At 56.1% G+C, this 14253-nt stretch carries 10 protein-coding genes; 3 read left to right on the top strand and 7 right to left on the bottom strand.

Going from position 1 to position 14253, the window contains the following annotated elements; all coding sequences use genetic code 11:
* Nucleotides 1-25: 25 nt before the first annotated feature.
* Nucleotides 26-748, bottom strand: a complete 723-nt coding sequence (locus tag CSR02_RS07275; RefSeq protein ID WP_099541075.1) for a lysophospholipid acyltransferase family protein — start codon at nt 746-748, stop codon at nt 26-28.
* A 179-nt stretch (nt 749-927) separates the two neighbouring features.
* Between CSR02_RS07275 and ahcY the strand changes: the two genes are divergently transcribed.
* Nucleotides 928-2217, top strand: a complete 1290-nt coding sequence (ahcY, locus tag CSR02_RS07270) for an adenosylhomocysteinase (protein ID WP_042788522.1) — start codon at nt 928-930, stop codon at nt 2215-2217.
* A 270-nt stretch (nt 2218-2487) separates the two neighbouring features.
* Complete coding sequence (locus tag CSR02_RS07265; RefSeq protein ID WP_099541074.1) at nt 2488-2883, top strand: DUF3597 domain-containing protein; 396 nt, start codon at nt 2488-2490, stop codon at nt 2881-2883.
* Nucleotides 2884-2984: 101 nt separating this feature from the next.
* Here CSR02_RS07265 and CSR02_RS07260 read toward each other — a convergent pair whose 3' ends face one another.
* From CSR02_RS07260 to zapE, 5 genes are all read right to left on the bottom strand, one after another.
* Nucleotides 2985-4019 (bottom strand): L,D-transpeptidase, encoded by a 1035-nt coding sequence (locus CSR02_RS07260; protein WP_099541073.1) that lies wholly within the window; start codon nt 4017-4019, stop codon nt 2985-2987.
* A 65-nt stretch (nt 4020-4084) separates the two neighbouring features.
* The gene (gene lpdA, locus CSR02_RS07255; RefSeq protein ID WP_099541072.1) at nt 4085-5806 is read right to left on the bottom strand and encodes a dihydrolipoyl dehydrogenase; all 1722 of its coding nucleotides are present in this window, start codon (nt 5804-5806) and stop codon (nt 4085-4087) included.
* Between the two features lie 80 nt (nt 5807-5886).
* Nucleotides 5887-7128 (bottom strand): 2-oxoglutarate dehydrogenase complex dihydrolipoyllysine-residue succinyltransferase, encoded by a 1242-nt coding sequence (gene odhB, locus CSR02_RS07250; protein WP_099541071.1) that lies wholly within the window; start codon nt 7126-7128, stop codon nt 5887-5889.
* Nucleotides 7129-7239: 111 nt separating this feature from the next.
* Nucleotides 7240-10107, bottom strand: a complete 2868-nt coding sequence (locus tag CSR02_RS07245; protein ID WP_099541070.1) for a 2-oxoglutarate dehydrogenase E1 component — start codon at nt 10105-10107, stop codon at nt 7240-7242.
* A gap of 209 nt (nt 10108-10316) precedes the next feature.
* The gene (zapE, locus tag CSR02_RS07240; RefSeq protein WP_099541069.1) at nt 10317-11672 is read right to left on the bottom strand and encodes a cell division protein ZapE; all 1356 of its coding nucleotides are present in this window, start codon (nt 11670-11672) and stop codon (nt 10317-10319) included.
* A gap of 17 nt (nt 11673-11689) precedes the next feature.
* Between zapE and CSR02_RS07235 the strand changes: the two genes are divergently transcribed.
* The gene (locus CSR02_RS07235; RefSeq protein WP_042788516.1) at nt 11690-12028 is read left to right on the top strand and encodes a carboxymuconolactone decarboxylase family protein; all 339 of its coding nucleotides are present in this window, start codon (nt 11690-11692) and stop codon (nt 12026-12028) included.
* Nucleotides 12029-12039: 11 nt separating this feature from the next.
* Here the strand turns inward: CSR02_RS07235 and CSR02_RS07230 are convergent, their stop codons facing one another.
* Nucleotides 12040-14241, bottom strand: a complete 2202-nt coding sequence (locus tag CSR02_RS07230; RefSeq protein ID WP_099541068.1) for a ComEC/Rec2 family competence protein — start codon at nt 14239-14241, stop codon at nt 12040-12042.
* Nucleotides 14242-14253: the final 12 nt, after the last annotated feature.

The following is a 14253-nucleotide window of genomic DNA, read 5'->3' as shown; positions in this document are numbered from 1 at the left end:
AAAGTTATCCACAAGCCTTGCCACTTTATCCCCTGCTCTCAGCTATGGGCTGGAAGGTTTTTTCCAATCCGCGCCAACCTGTTTCAATATCCTGCAACAAAGCTGCCCGTTTGGCCGGACCTACAGCCGGGCCAATGGCAATGTGCAAAACACCAGAGCGCTTGAAAAACGCATTCCGCCCCCAGAACAGGCCAGAATTGGTGGCAACCGGAATAACCGGCAGTTTGGCATGGTTGGCCATGGCAGCAATGCCGGGTTTAAGCGCCACATGTTCACCCGGTGCTGTGCGTGTACCCTCAGGGAAAATAATGATCTGCCGGTTTGCCTTCAGGGCTTTGTCTGTTTCCTGCAACAGCATGCGCATGGCCTTGGCTCCTGCTGCACGCTCAATAGGCATCATGCCCGTTAAAACCAGCATGGGGCCCAGTAGTGGAATACGCCGCAGTTCCCCTTTCATCACATAACAGGGGCGTGGCAGCAGCAGCATCCACACCAGCGTATCAAAAGCGGATTGATGTTGGGATGCAATAAGGGCCGGGCCACTGGCGGGCAGATGCTCCAGCCCCGTGATCTGAACTTTTACGCCGCAAATGCTGCGAAACAGCGCCAAAACCAGCCGGGACCACAATTTTGCATAAGGCAGCGCCAGCCCATGCGCAAACCAGCGGATGGGAAAAGCCCCAACCCCCATAAGCAGCGTAAGCAGAAAAGCCAGAACATTAAACAGAACAGAACGAAGCACAGACATTTAAAAAACCCGGCACAGCCTCAAAAATCATCATGACATGTTGCATCTGGACACCAGAAAAAAAGCCCGTATGCAAGCGGCAAGCATACAGGTGCTGCGTCTGCCATGCCGGTTTCGGCTGGCATCCACCTGCCCCACGCTGTATAGAAAGCCCGATCTGCACAGGAAGACAGGATAACATGAGCGATTACAAGGTTAAGGATCTCTCTCTCGCTGAGTGGGGCCGCAAGGAAATTTCCATTGCCGAAGGTGAAATGCCCGGCCTGATGGCCCTGCGCGAGGAATATGGCCAGAGCAAGCCGCTGAAAGGCGCACGCATTGCCGGCTGCCTGCACATGACCATCCAGACCGCCGTGCTGATTGAAACGCTGGTGGCCCTTGGTGCTACGGTACGTTGGTCATCTTGCAACATCTTCTCCACGCAGGACCACGCTGCGGCTGCCATTGCTGCTGCGGGTATTCCCGTATTTGCATGGAAAGGCCTGACGGAAGAAGAATTCTGGTGGTGCATTGAACAGACCGTGAAGGGCCCCGATGGCTGGACCCCGAACATGATTCTGGATGACGGCGGTGATCTGACCGTGCTGATGCACGACAAATACCCCGAACTGCTGGCCAACGTGAAAGGCCTTTCTGAAGAAACCACAACAGGTGTGCACCGCCTGTGGGAAATGCAGAAAAAAGGTACATTGAAGGTTCCCGCCATTAACGTGAACGACAGTGTTACCAAATCCAAGTTTGATAACCTGTATGGTTGCCGTGAAAGCCTGGTGGACGCAATCCGCCGTGGCACAGACGTGATGATGGCTGGTAAAGTTGCCGTTGTGGCCGGTTATGGTGATGTGGGTAAAGGCTCCGCTGCCTCCCTGCGCAATGCAGGCTGCCGCGTTCTGGTTACGGAAGTGGACCCCATCTGCGCTCTTCAGGCCGCCATGGAAGGCTACGAAGTGGTGACGATGGAAGAAGGTGCCCCCCGTGGTGACATCTTTGTAACCGCCACCGGCAACGTGGACGTGATTACGATTGACCACATGCGCGCCATGAAAAACCGCGCCATTGTGTGCAACATCGGGCACTTTGATTCTGAAATTCAGATCAACGCGCTGCGTAACTTCCCGTGGGAAAACATCAAGCCGCAGGTGGATGAAGTTCTGTTCCCCGATGGCAAGCGCCTGATTGTTCTCTCCGAAGGTCGTCTGGTCAACCTTGGCAACGCCACAGGTCATCCCTCCTTCGTGATGTCTGCTTCCTTCACCAACCAGACACTGGCCCAGATTGAACTGTGGACAGCACCGGAAGGTAAATACGAAGCCAAAGTGTACACCCTGCCCAAAAAGCTGGATGAAAAGGTTGCAGACCTGCATCTGGCCAAGGTTGGCGCACATTTGAGCAAGCTGAGCAAAAAGCAGGCCGAATATATTGGCGTGCATATGAACGGCCCGTTCAAGCACCACGATTACCGCTACTGATTTTTTAGATCAGACGCGCAAAAGGGTATGGGTTGCCAGTTAGCGGCCCATACCCTTTTTTTATGCCCCGCTTGCTGGGGGCGTGCAGCGCCGACTGCCTTTTTTCAGCCATATCATGTAAAAAAACTTAATGTTCAGAAAGCATTAAGCGCTCTATGCAACACACAGGGCTGCTGTATGCTTAGGGGCAGTTGCATGGCTTGCCTTTAAGCATTCTGCTTTAATTGTATTGTAAAAGTCATGCTGGCTCTTGCGAAAGGATTTCTGAACATGAGCATTTTTGGCTCCATTCTCTCTGCCATTTTCCATCATGCCAAGGCCGCCACGCCAGACACCACATCCCCCGCCAACGCAGGTGCGCAGCCTTCTGCTGCTGCCGCTGCAGCACCGGGCACCATTCCGCCTGCTGGCACGCCGGTAAATGTTGATGCCGTGCTGGCCGATATGGCTGCCAAAAACGGCCAGAACCTGAACTGGCAGGAATCCATTGTGGATCTGCTGAAGCTTCTGGGCCTTGATAGCTCTCTGGATGCCCGCAAGAAACTGGCGGCCGAACTGGGCTATACGGGTGACACAAACGATAGCGCCACCATGAACGTATGGCTGATTAAAGAAGTACGCCAGAAACTGGCCGAAAACGGCGGCAAAGTGCCTGCTGGCCTGTAATATCTGGCAAAAAACCAGTTAGACCGGTTTGACTAAACAAAAGGCGTGCAGCTTACAGGTTGCACGCCTTTTGTGTCTTTTTATTCCTGCGGCCTAAAACCTTACCCACGCGCTGCTATTTTATGTGTGTCTGTCATATCTTTAAAAACTGCGGTTTTATCGGCATCCGGGTGATAATCGGCCGAATCCACCACCACAACCGCCATACCAGAAATGGCGGAGGGTTTTCTGTCTGACCGCAACAAGGCCCTGAAGCGAATATCCACAGCGGCCCATTGCTCGTACTCTGCATCTAACAAACCGTGCTTATCAATAAACACGTTCAAAGATGCGGGGATACGAATACACCCTTCAGATGCCGTGTGCCCCAGCCGTTGCTCCAGATAAATCGGGTCTGTTGCATGCATTTCCAGCCTGATCTGGCCTTTTTCCCGGCTGGGTAGCCATCCTTTTTCGGCCCATTGCCAGCCAAAATCCCACACCCGCATGCCTTTAATACCATTGCCGCGGATACCGTTTTCATTTTTGGTGCCCAGCGCGCGGTATCCAAGCCGATCTGCCGTGTTGGTAAAGACCCCGGTTGGTGTGATGTAATAATATTTGCGCCCAGTGGTGCCGGTAGAAACCTTAGTACTGCCAATAACTTGCCAGTCTGGATCATTTGGCAGAGCCAGAATCAGGCACAGGCGCTGCACGGAAGGATTCCGATCCACCACCACCAAAACCTGTGGCCGATCAATACTATATCCAGCCTGTTCCAGTTGCTGGCGGGCCAGCGTAATCCATGCGACCTTACGCGCGGCAGAAACTTTTAGGGCGACGGGCACTTCGTGCCGAAAATCCCGCGTAAGGCTATCTGCTTCCTTTCGGGCTTCCTCATTATCCACAACAGGCATGGGGGGAAGTTGCGCGGCTTCTTCTGGTGGGGGTGTATAGGGCACATGCCCATCTGGGGCATCGGGCGTAACAGGCGCTGTTTGCGGCGCATCACCCTGTGTGGATGATTTTTCGGGCCGTGAATCTTCAGTTTGGGAGGACGCATCTGGCGCAGGCGTCTGGGCAGCGGCAAAGCCGCCCGGCGCCAAAAGCAGGCTGCCCGCCATTGCCCATATTGTTGGATGCCTTGGCACAAACATGCCATCTCTCTCCCATCTTCTGAATGGAAGAGAGTATGGCATCACTTTCAGCGAGAAGGAAACTTTCAGATGTTGATCGCGCGGTTGTCAGCGCCCAACGCGGCTTCCTTCACAGCTTCACTCAGGGTTGGATGTGCGTGGCACACGCGGCCAATATCTTCGGCAGATGCCCCAAATTCAATGGCCATTGTGGCTTCGGCAATCAGCTCGCCAGCACATGGGCCAATAATATGCACACCCAGAACGCGGTCTGTCTGCTTATCTGCAAGCACCTTCACAAAACCATCCGTCATGCCCAAAGCGCGGGCACGGCCATTGGCCATGAAGGGGAACTTACCGATTTTGTAAGCCACGCCCTTTTCTTTAAGCTGCTCTTCCGTAAAGCCAACGGAAGCAACTTCCGGCCATGTATAAATCACGCCCGGAATGGCATCGTAATTGACATGCCCGGCCTGGCCAGCCAGCAGTTCTGCCAAGGCTACGCCTTCTTCTTCTGCCTTGTGGGCCAGCATGGGGCCTGCAATTACATCGCCAATGGCGTAAATGCCCGGCACACTGGTGGCGTAATGGGCATCCACCTCAACACGGCCGCGTTTATCCAGCGCAATACCGGCTTCTTCCAGCCCCATATTCTTGCTGGCAGCCGTGCGGCCTACTGCAACCAGAACCACATCGGCTTCAAGCGTTTCTGCTGCGCCACCGGCTGAAGGTTCAACCGTCAGCACCACGCCTTTTTTGGTTTTTTCGGCTTTGGTCACCTTATGGCCCAGCTTCATCTTGAAGCCCTGCTTGACCAACAGTTTCTGGAACTGGGAGGCCACTTCGTTATCCGTGCCCGGCACCAGACGGTCAAGGAATTCAACCACTGTAACATCTGCGCCCAGACGGCCCCAGACGCTGCCAAGTTCCAGACCGATCACGCCGCCACCAATCACCACAAGGCGCTTGGGCACTTCAGAAAGTTCCAGCGCACCGGTGGAGGTGACAATAACTTTTTCATCCACCTCAATACCGGGCAGATTGGCGCTGTTACTGCCACTGGCAATAACAATATGCTTGGCGGTTACCGGCTTGCCATCCACGCTCAGGCGGCCTGTGCCTTCCACCTTGCCGTGGCCTTTCAGCCAGGTGATGCCGTTCTTCTTAAACAGATATTCAACGCCCTTCACGTTGGCGCCCACAATATCTGCCTTACGGGCCTGCATACGGGCCAGATCCAGCTTTACGCTATCAATCACCACACCATGTGCTGCAAAATCGTGCCCGGCTGCATGATAGTTTTCGGAAGACTGAAGCAACGCCTTGGAAGGGATACAACCCACATTCAGGCAGGTGCCACCAAGCGTTGCCCGCTGTTCAACACATGCCACCTTAAAGCCAAGCTGGGCTGCACGAATGGCGCACACATACCCGCCGGGGCCTGCACCAATAACAACCACATCATAATCTGTTTCTGCCGGGGCCTGTGCTGCTGGCGCAGCGGCTGGCTTGGCTTCTTCTGCCTTGGCGGCAGGGGCGGCTGCTTTTGCAGCGGGCGCTGTGCCAGCAGCACCGGGTTCCAGCGTTGCCAGAACAGCGCCAACTTCTACTTCATCGCCTTCTTTTACGGCGTGGTTTTCAAGCCGACCGGCTGCCGGGGCAGGCACTTCTACACTAACTTTATCTGTTTCCAGTTCAACAACTGGTTCATCTTCCTTTACAGCCTCACCTGGCTGCTTCAGCCACTTCCCCACCGTGGCGGTCGTAACGCTTTCTCCAAGTGTGGGAACTTTAATTTCAATAGGCATGGGTCTCGTCTCGCTCACGTAGGGATATGCAGAAAAACAGGCCGAAGGGGCACGTATTCACCCCTTCGGCAACCGCGCTATCAGACTTCAATCAGAAGGCGGCGTGGGTCTTCCACATTCTGCTTCACCCGCACAAGGAAGCTGACGGCTTCCTTGCCATCTACAATGCGGTGATCATAAGAAAGGGCAATATACATCATCGGGCGGATCACCACCTGCCCGTTAACGGCTACCGGACGTTCCTGAATGGAGTGCATGCCCAGAATACCGGACTGCGGCGCATTCAGGATGGGGGTGGACAGCAGAGAGCCGTAAATACCGCCATTGGTGATGGAGAAGGTGCCGCCGGAAAGCTGATCCAGCTTCAACGTACCTTCACGCGCAGCCTTGCCAAAACCTGCAATGGTTTTTTCAATTTCGGCATAGCTCATCTTGTCGGCATCACGGATAACCGGCACCACCAGCCCGTTTGGCCCACCCACGGCAATGCCGAGGTTTACGAAATCACGGTAGATAACATCATCACCGTCAATTTCTGCGTTAATGGCCGGGAACTCTTTCAGAGCAGCCACAACAGCGCGGGAGAAGATGGACATATAGCCCAGCTTGACACCGTGCTTTTTAACAAACGATTCCTGATATTCGGCACGCAGCGCCATGGCGCCAGACATGTCAATTTCATTAAACGTTGTCAGCATGGCCGCCGTGTTCTGTGCTTCCTTCAGGCGGCGGGCAATGGTGCGGCGCAGGCGCGTCATCTTCACGCGTTCTTCACGCGGGTCATCATTACGCGGCGGCTTGGGGGCAGCAGCAGGTGTTGCAGCCTGCGGGTTGGCCAAAAAGCCCAGCACATCACCCTTGGTAATGCGGCCACCAAGGCCGGTGCCTGCAAGCTGCTGTGCGCTCAGGCCGTTTTCAGCCATCATCTTGCGGGCTGCGGGCAGGGCTGCACCGGCATCTACTGCCGGAGCAGGTGCTGCGGCCTTAGGTGCTGGTGCGGCTGCTTTTGCCGGAGCGGCAGCGGCCACTGGTTCAGCCTTCTTTTCCGGGGCAGCGGCTTTGGCGGCTGGTACAGCGCCAGCCTTGGCAGGTTCCAGCGTGGTCAGCAGTGCGCCCACTTCCACTTCCTGGTCTTCCTTGGCAGCCTGTGGGCCCAGAATACCAGCCTGCGGCGCAGAAACTTCTACGCTCACCTTATCTGTTTCCAGCTCAACAATCGGTTCATCTGCCTGCACCGCTTCGCCCGGCTGCTTCAGCCACTTGGCCACGGTTGCTGTGGTTACGCTTTCACCCAGTGTCGGCACCTTGATCTCGACAGACATCCTGTTCCCCATCTTTTCTTTAAATCCCCGATGCCTGTTTAACTTTTGGCAGTGGCACCGGGGGTGCGCCCGTATTTGCGGGCTATTTTCTTCAATTCAGCCTAATCCGGTTCAGCCAGACTTTTTCAGCCCCAATGCGCGTTCAACCAGATCCGCCTGCTCTGCCGCATGAATACGGGCAAGGCCGGTGGCCGGGCTGGCGGCTGCGGCGCGGCCCACATATTGCGGACGGCCCGCCTTATGGCCTGCGGCAACAAGGGCTGCTTCAATCCGCCTGTCTGCAAAATGCCATGCACCGCCGTTTTCCGTTTCTTCCTGACACCAGACAATGTCTGCTTCAGGATAGCGCTTAAGTTCGGCGGCAAGGGCTGCTTCCGGGAAGGGGTAGAGTTGTTCCAGACGCAGGATGGCAACATCCTTAATGCCTTTTTCCCGGCGTTCGGCCAGCAGATCGTAATAGACCTTGCCAGAACAGATCACCACGCGGCGCACCTTGTTATCGGCACCCAGATCATCAATTTCGCCAATCACGGGTTTGAAGCGTGTGCCCGGACCAAAATCTGCCAGTGCGGAAACTGCAAGTTTGTGCCGCAGCAGAGATTTTGGCTCCATCAGGATCATCGGCTTGCGGTAATCCAGCTTCAGCTGACGGCGCAGAGCGTGGAAGTAGTTTGCTGGCGTGGTAATGTTGCAAACAAACATGTTATTTTCAGCACAAAGCTGAAGATAGCGTTCCAGACGGGCAGAAGAATGCTCCGGCCCCTGCCCTTCGTAACCATGTGGCAGCAGCATGACCAGACCGGACATACGCAGCCATTTGGTTTCACCCGATGCAATGAACTGATCAATAATCACCTGCGCACAGTTGGCAAAATCACCAAACTGGGCTTCCCACAGCACCAGCGTTTGCGGATTGCGCACGGAATATCCGTATTCGAACCCAAGCACGCCGTATTCTGAAAGAAGCGAGTTCCAGATTTCGATTTTTGCCTGCTTGTCCTGAATATGGTTCAGCGGCGTAAAGGGTGTCTGGTTGACCTGATCAATCCACACAGCATGACGCTGGCTGAATGTGCCGCGCTGGCAATCCTCGCCAGAAAGACGCACGCGGTGTTCATCCAGCAGCAGGGAGCCAAAGCCCAGAGCCTCACCAGTTGCCCAGTCAAACCCTTCACCCGTGCTGAACATGTTTGCCTTGGCCTTGAGCTGGCGGGCAATTTTGGAATTCAGGTGGAAGCCTTCTGGCACTTTTGTAATGGCTTCGCCAATTTTGCGCAGCGCATCCAGTGCAACACCCGTTTCGGGGAAAGCGCGTTCCGGATCATGCCCGGCAGCCACCAAACCTTTCCAGCCACCTTCCAGCCAGTCTGCCTTGTTGACCTTGTAAGACTGGGCCGCCTTGTAATCTTCATCCAGCTTGGCGTGGAAGGCATCCCACTGGGCCTTCACTTCGTCATCTGTCACAACGCCAGCTTTTACAAGGCGTTTTGCGTAAAGCGTATGGGGCGTATCATGCGCGGCAATGGCCTTGTACATGATAGGCTGGGTAAAGACAGGCTCATCCGTTTCGTTATGCCCGTGGCGACGATAGCAGACGATATCCAGCACAATGTCACTTGCAAAAGCCTGACGGTAATCTGCTGCAAGGCGAGAGACGTAAATCACCGCCTCGGCATCATCACCATTCACATGCAGCACGGGGGCTTCAATGGATTTGGCAACATCGGTGCCATAAATGCCCGAATGTCCACATTCCGGATTGGTGGTAAAGCCAATCTGATTGTTCACCACCATATGCACGGTGCCACCGGTGCGGTAGCCCGGAAGCTGAGACATGGCAAAGGTTTCGTAAACAATGCCCTGCCCGGCAAACGCGGCATCACCATGGATAATAATGCCAAGGCTGGAAAGACGTTTTTCCGTATCGCCCGCATCATCCTGAATAGCGCGCACCTTACCGCACACAACCGGATCAACCGCTTCCAGATGGGAAGGGTTGGGCTGGAGAGAAATATGCACCGCCTTGCCGGCTACATCCACATCTGTGGAAGAACCAAGGTGATATTTAACGTCCCCCGAACCTTCCACATTGTCCGGCTTGAAGGAACCACCCGCAAATTCGTTAAAGATGGCCACGTAGGGCTTGCGCACTACGTTTACCAGCGTGTTCAGGCGGCCACGATGGGCCATGCCGATGGCAACAGAGGTAACACCTTGGCTGGCGCAGGAATCGATAATGGCATGCAGTGCCGGAATGGAGATTTCGCCCCCTTCCAGACCAAAGCGCTTGGCGCCGACGTACCGCTTCTGGCAGAAGGATTCAAACCCTTCGGCTTCCGTCAGGTTCGCCAAAATAACTTTCTGCTCTTCCACTGTTACATGGGCGCGCCAGTTATCGCCTTCCAGCCGCTTGCGCAGCCATTCGCGCTGTTCGTGGTTGCGCGCATACATGTACTCTGCACCAATGCTTTGGCAGTAAACAGAGCGCAGAGCTGCAACAACCTCGGAAACCTTGGCCGTGTTCTTGCCCTTGAGCAGCGGATCAAGCAGAGATCCAAAAAACACCACGCGGTTCAGGTCTTTTTCACCAAAACCATATGTCGCGGGGTCCAGTTCCTCGGTTTTATGAGGCTCCTTCAGGCCCAGCGGATCAAGCGAGGCTTCCTGATGTCCATATTCACGATACGCACGGATCAGCCGGGCAATGGCCAGACTATCCTGCGCGGCCAACCCACCTGCCGGGCCACCTTTTGGCGCGGGTGCGGGTTCATCCCCCGTGATAATGGAAGGGCGTGGCGCCCAGGAAGCCCCTACAGCATCCTTCAGCACCGCCGCTTCATCATCCCCCAGCGAGCTGAACAGAATATCGAAGGACGGATCCACACTTTTGGGATCTTTCGCCCACTGGGCATACAGATCCGCAAGGTAAGCGATATTGGCACCGTTAAGAGCGGTTGCCAGTACGTCCGAAACCGCCATCTCACATTCCTCCTTGCCACGGGGCACACACGCGCCGTTGGCCAGATATTGCGTTGTTCTCCACCGTAAACCGGACCATTTTTTCTTCACTCCGCCCCATAGCGCGGAGCGTCCCCTGTGTCCTTTTTGCCGAAAAGCCATCCCGCTTCCGGCTTGTTCTGTATCAAAGAGCTAGACCGCGTATGTGGCGGGAACAAGGGCATGGAATGTCACGCTCTAGAGAGGCTGTGGGCCTGTTGCGCAGCCTGCGCCCCATGCTCCAGCCAGCTTTCGCTTCCCATCTCAGCGAGACGTGATGCCGTACGGGCAAACGCATCTGCGCCATCCCCATCCGTAAACAGCTGATCTGGCTGGGCATCCGCCGAGGCAAACAGCAAATTTCCGTTGTCGTACAAGGCATCTATGAGCGTGATGAAGCGCCGGGCCAGGTTGGCGTCATCCTGCCCCATGCACGGAATGTTATCTATCATCACCACCGGAAAACGCTTTGCCAGCGCCAGATAATCGTTCGGCCCGCGCGGCTTGCCACACAAAGAGTTGAAATCAAACCGGCACACCGGGCCTGCCGCCTGATCCACCTCAAACACGCGCCCGCTGAACTTCAGGGCCACGGGTGCGGGCTTTTCATCCCCTGCGTAGCGGGCAAAAATTCTGTCCAGCCTGCTTTTGGCCTGAGAATCCGCTGGTACAATCCATGTTTCGCGGTCCTGCTCACGCCCTCGGCGATAATCGCGCGGCGAATCCAGTTCAATCGTATCCAGTTCTCGCTGGATGATGGCGATAAACGGTTTAAACGCATCTGCGCCGGGGCGGTTCTGGAACAATTGCGAAGGTTCTGTGTTGGAGGTGGCCACAATAACCACCCCATTGGCAAACAGGGCCTCAAACAACCGCCCCAGAATCATGGCATCAGCAATGTCATTCACCTGGAACTCATCAAAGCACAGAAGCTGCGCCTTGCTGGCAATGGTTTTAGCCAGTGGTGGAATGGGGTCTGCCATATTGGGGTTGGCGGCTTTAAGGTCATGCAGATCACGGTGCACATCCTGCATGAAGCGCAAAAAGTGGATACGCTCCTTTTTCTGCACGGGCGCGCAGGCGTAAAACAGATCCATCACCATGGTTTTGCCGCGCCCCACGCGGCCCACAATATACAGCCCACGCGGGCGAACAGGCCAATTGGCGGCAATATCTTCTGGCTGAGAGCGCAATTTGCGGGCCAACCCGGCCAAAAACCCCTTGGCCCTGCTCTCCAACCCGTTGGTAGATGGCGGCGCGGCTGCAGAAGCCGGCATGGCCGCAAGTTCCTTCCACAAGGTATTCAGCCGCGTTACAACGCGCAGCTGGTCTGGATCACTCTTGAGTTCTCCTGCAGCAATACGCTGCTGGTAAACTGCCAATGGCCCCAGCCGAGTTGCGGCTGCTGCCCCGTTCATGTCTGTCTGTGTCATAATCCTGCCCGATAACGGCTCCACCGCATATTCCGCAAGCGTACATGCCTCTCCTAACCGTGTCGTGACAAAAAGCGCCACATCTGATGCAGTTGTGATCGGTTCAGACCACATAATTCAGAGAGGTGATTATGACAGACTGGAATGCTTACCGTGCAAATATGGCACAGAATGTCAAAACACTGGCGTCCCTTACGCCCAATACCCTTAAAGGGCTGCAAACGCTGGAAACACCCTTGCCAGAAAAAAAGCATCTGGATGATAAAACACGTGAACTGATTGCGCTGGCTGTGGCCGTAACCACCCGGTGCGATGGCTGTATTGCCGTGCATTCCGCCGCCGCCAAAAAAGCTGGTGCCAGCAAGGAAGACATTGCCGAAGCCCTTGGCGTGGCCGTAGCGCTGAACGCAGGGGCCGCCCTTGTCTATTCCAGCCGCGTGATGGAAGCGTTTGAAGATACGCCTGAATAAACGCCTTTTGTTTATTCAGAAGGTGCAAGTGGCAGAACAGGCATGCCGTGGCCGCCGGGTTTGAGCACCCAGGGGCGTTGCCCGCGCCATGTGCGGTCTGTTCTGACCACATTTCCGCTTTTGCGCAAAAACACGGCCTCCGCCCCGTTTTCCCATGCTGAAAACCGATCCAGCCTTATAGGCACATTCGGGCAGGACGCACGCAAGGGTGCGACGCTAATCACTACATCTACCCCCACACAAAGAGCAGCAGGCAAAAGTGCACGTCCATCCGAGGCATCCTGCCTGCGCACCACCACATCCTGCCCACGCAGCAAAGCCACGCAGGTATCTGGCGCATCCTCTGCTCCGCAGACAAGCGCGCCATCAGGCGTTTCTCCCTGTGGTGGAAACATCTCTACGGGCTGCGCAAAATATTGGCTCCATGCCTGCATCACAGGCCGCTGCGCGCGAGATTGACCCATCACATGGATCTTGCCGGCATCCCGCACCCCTACCAGCCCACCATCTGGGCTGATCACCACATCTGGCTGTGCCACAAGCCACGGGCTTGCCATACCTAACACCAAACTGGCGCACCCAGCCCAACGCCAGTACTGCCGCCACAGGCACACCCAACACAGCCCCAGCATAACAGCCAGCAAACCCCACCCCGGCATGTGCGGCACAGCCACGCGTGCGGCAGGCCAATGCGCCACCATATGCGCCAGCCCTATAACGGGGCGGATACCTGCGCCCATCAGCCACAAAAACGGGGCATCCATATGCAGGGGCATGAGCGCCAGGGCCAGCAGGCCAAACGGCATGATCCACACAGCCATCAGCGGCACGGCCACCATGTTGGCCACCACAAAAAACGGCTGAATAACGCCAAAATGCGCCATGGCCACAGGCAAAGTGGCACAGCCTGCCAGCACACTTGTTAATGCCAAAACAGCACCATGCCATGCCAGCCAGTGCCCAGCCCCTGTTGTGCTGGCCCGCCAGCGCATCAGCCAAGGCTGCAACACCTCATACCCCGCCACCAGCGCCATAACCGCTGCCATGGACATCTGAAACGCCACACCCATCACCACCTGTGGCATACACAGCACCAGCACACAGGCCGCCACCGCCAAGCCGCGCATGGAAACAACACGCCGCCCTGCCGCAATGCCCAACACTGCCACTGCAGCCATTAACAGGCTGCGTTGGGCGGGCAGATGTGCCCCCGTAAGCAGCACATAAACCAGCCCTACCCCCCAAGCACATAAAGCGGCCAAGGCCTTACAGGGCCAGCGCAAAGCTGTGTATTCTGTTGTAGCCAAAAGCAGGCGGCCTGCTGCCATAACAAGCCCCATTACGATCCCCAGATGCAGCCCTGCAACTGCCAGCAAATGCGCCAGCCCAGAGGCTGCAAAATCTTCGCGCACCTGTTTTTCTACAGTTTCGGATGCGCCCACCAGCACGGTGGCCGCCACACCACCCTCCGGGCCAGGTAAAACGGCGTGGATGCGAGCATTCATGCGTTCGCGCAGGGTTTCAAACCACAGTTGCGGCTTATTATGGCCCCACGCCATTTGCGCCGTTGCCTCAAGCTGCACATAGCCCACGGCACGGCCACTCCCTGCCTGATTGGCAAACCATGCCTCAAACTGTTTGTCCCGCGTGCCCGGAAGAGCCAGAAATGGCGGTGGCTGTAACAGAGCCTTTACGTGCAGTTGGTCTCCCACCCGCAGCACGGTCAAATCATTGGGTTGGAGATAAATGGAAAGCACGCGCCGCAAAGGCGGCATGCCGTCATCCAGCGCATTGTAAAAAACGGCCTGTGCCAGCTCCACCCTGCGCTCAAACGGGGCATCTGTGCCATTTTCTGACGGCAAATGGGCAATGGCCTGCACCGTGCCGGATATTTCTGTGGCAAAACGGGGCAAATCGGGCATGGGTGGGTGCCTGTGTGTGCCGCCCCAAGCCGCGGCAAACCCAAGAGCCACAGTTATGCATCCGCCCCAGAGCAGACGCCCCCAAAGCGAATAACGCATACCCCACGCCGCAATGCTGGCCAGCACAGCCACACCGCACGGCAGCACAAAGCCCACCAGCAGCGCGGGTTCCGTGCGCAACAGGCCAAAATACAACACCGCACCCAGCGCCAAACCCATTGGTGCCCACAGCACCAGCCGCCTTTGTTCCTGAACAAGCAAAGAATGCAGATGTAACATCAGGTGTGGCATATGGCTCCCGGC

The organism is Acetobacter pomorum, from assembly GCF_002738225.1.
Lineage (GTDB): Bacteria > Pseudomonadota > Alphaproteobacteria > Acetobacterales > Acetobacteraceae > Acetobacter > Acetobacter pomorum.
The sequence above is the reverse complement of the archived record's forward strand: the minus strand, read 5'-3'. Positions and strand labels throughout refer to the sequence as shown.

Bases quoted from the DNA above. Each gene is read 5' to 3' on its own strand.
- CSR02_RS07235 (WP_042788516.1), top strand. From the start codon at position 11,690: ATGACAGACTGGAATGCTTACCGTGCAAATATGGCACAGAATGTCAAA.
- ahcY (WP_042788522.1), top strand. From the start codon at position 928: ATGAGCGATTACAAGGTTAAGGATCTCTCTCTCGCTGAGTGGGGCCGC.
- lpdA (WP_099541072.1), bottom strand. From the start codon at position 5,806: ATGCCTATTGAAATTAAAGTTCCCACACTTGGAGAAAGCGTTACGACC.
- CSR02_RS07260 (WP_099541073.1), bottom strand. From the start codon at position 4,019: ATGTTTGTGCCAAGGCATCCAACAATATGGGCAATGGCGGGCAGCCTG.
- CSR02_RS07275 (WP_099541075.1), bottom strand. From the start codon at position 748: ATGTCTGTGCTTCGTTCTGTTCTGTTTAATGTTCTGGCTTTTCTGCTT.
- CSR02_RS07265 (WP_099541074.1), top strand. From the start codon at position 2,488: ATGAGCATTTTTGGCTCCATTCTCTCTGCCATTTTCCATCATGCCAAG.
- odhB (WP_099541071.1), bottom strand. From the start codon at position 7,128: ATGTCTGTCGAGATCAAGGTGCCGACACTGGGTGAAAGCGTAACCACA.
- CSR02_RS07245 (WP_099541070.1), bottom strand. From the start codon at position 10,107: ATGGCGGTTTCGGACGTACTGGCAACCGCTCTTAACGGTGCCAATATC.
- CSR02_RS07230 (WP_099541068.1), bottom strand. From the start codon at position 14,241: ATGCCACACCTGATGTTACATCTGCATTCTTTGCTTGTTCAGGAACAA.
- zapE (WP_099541069.1), bottom strand. From the start codon at position 11,672: ATGTGGTCTGAACCGATCACAACTGCATCAGATGTGGCGCTTTTTGTC.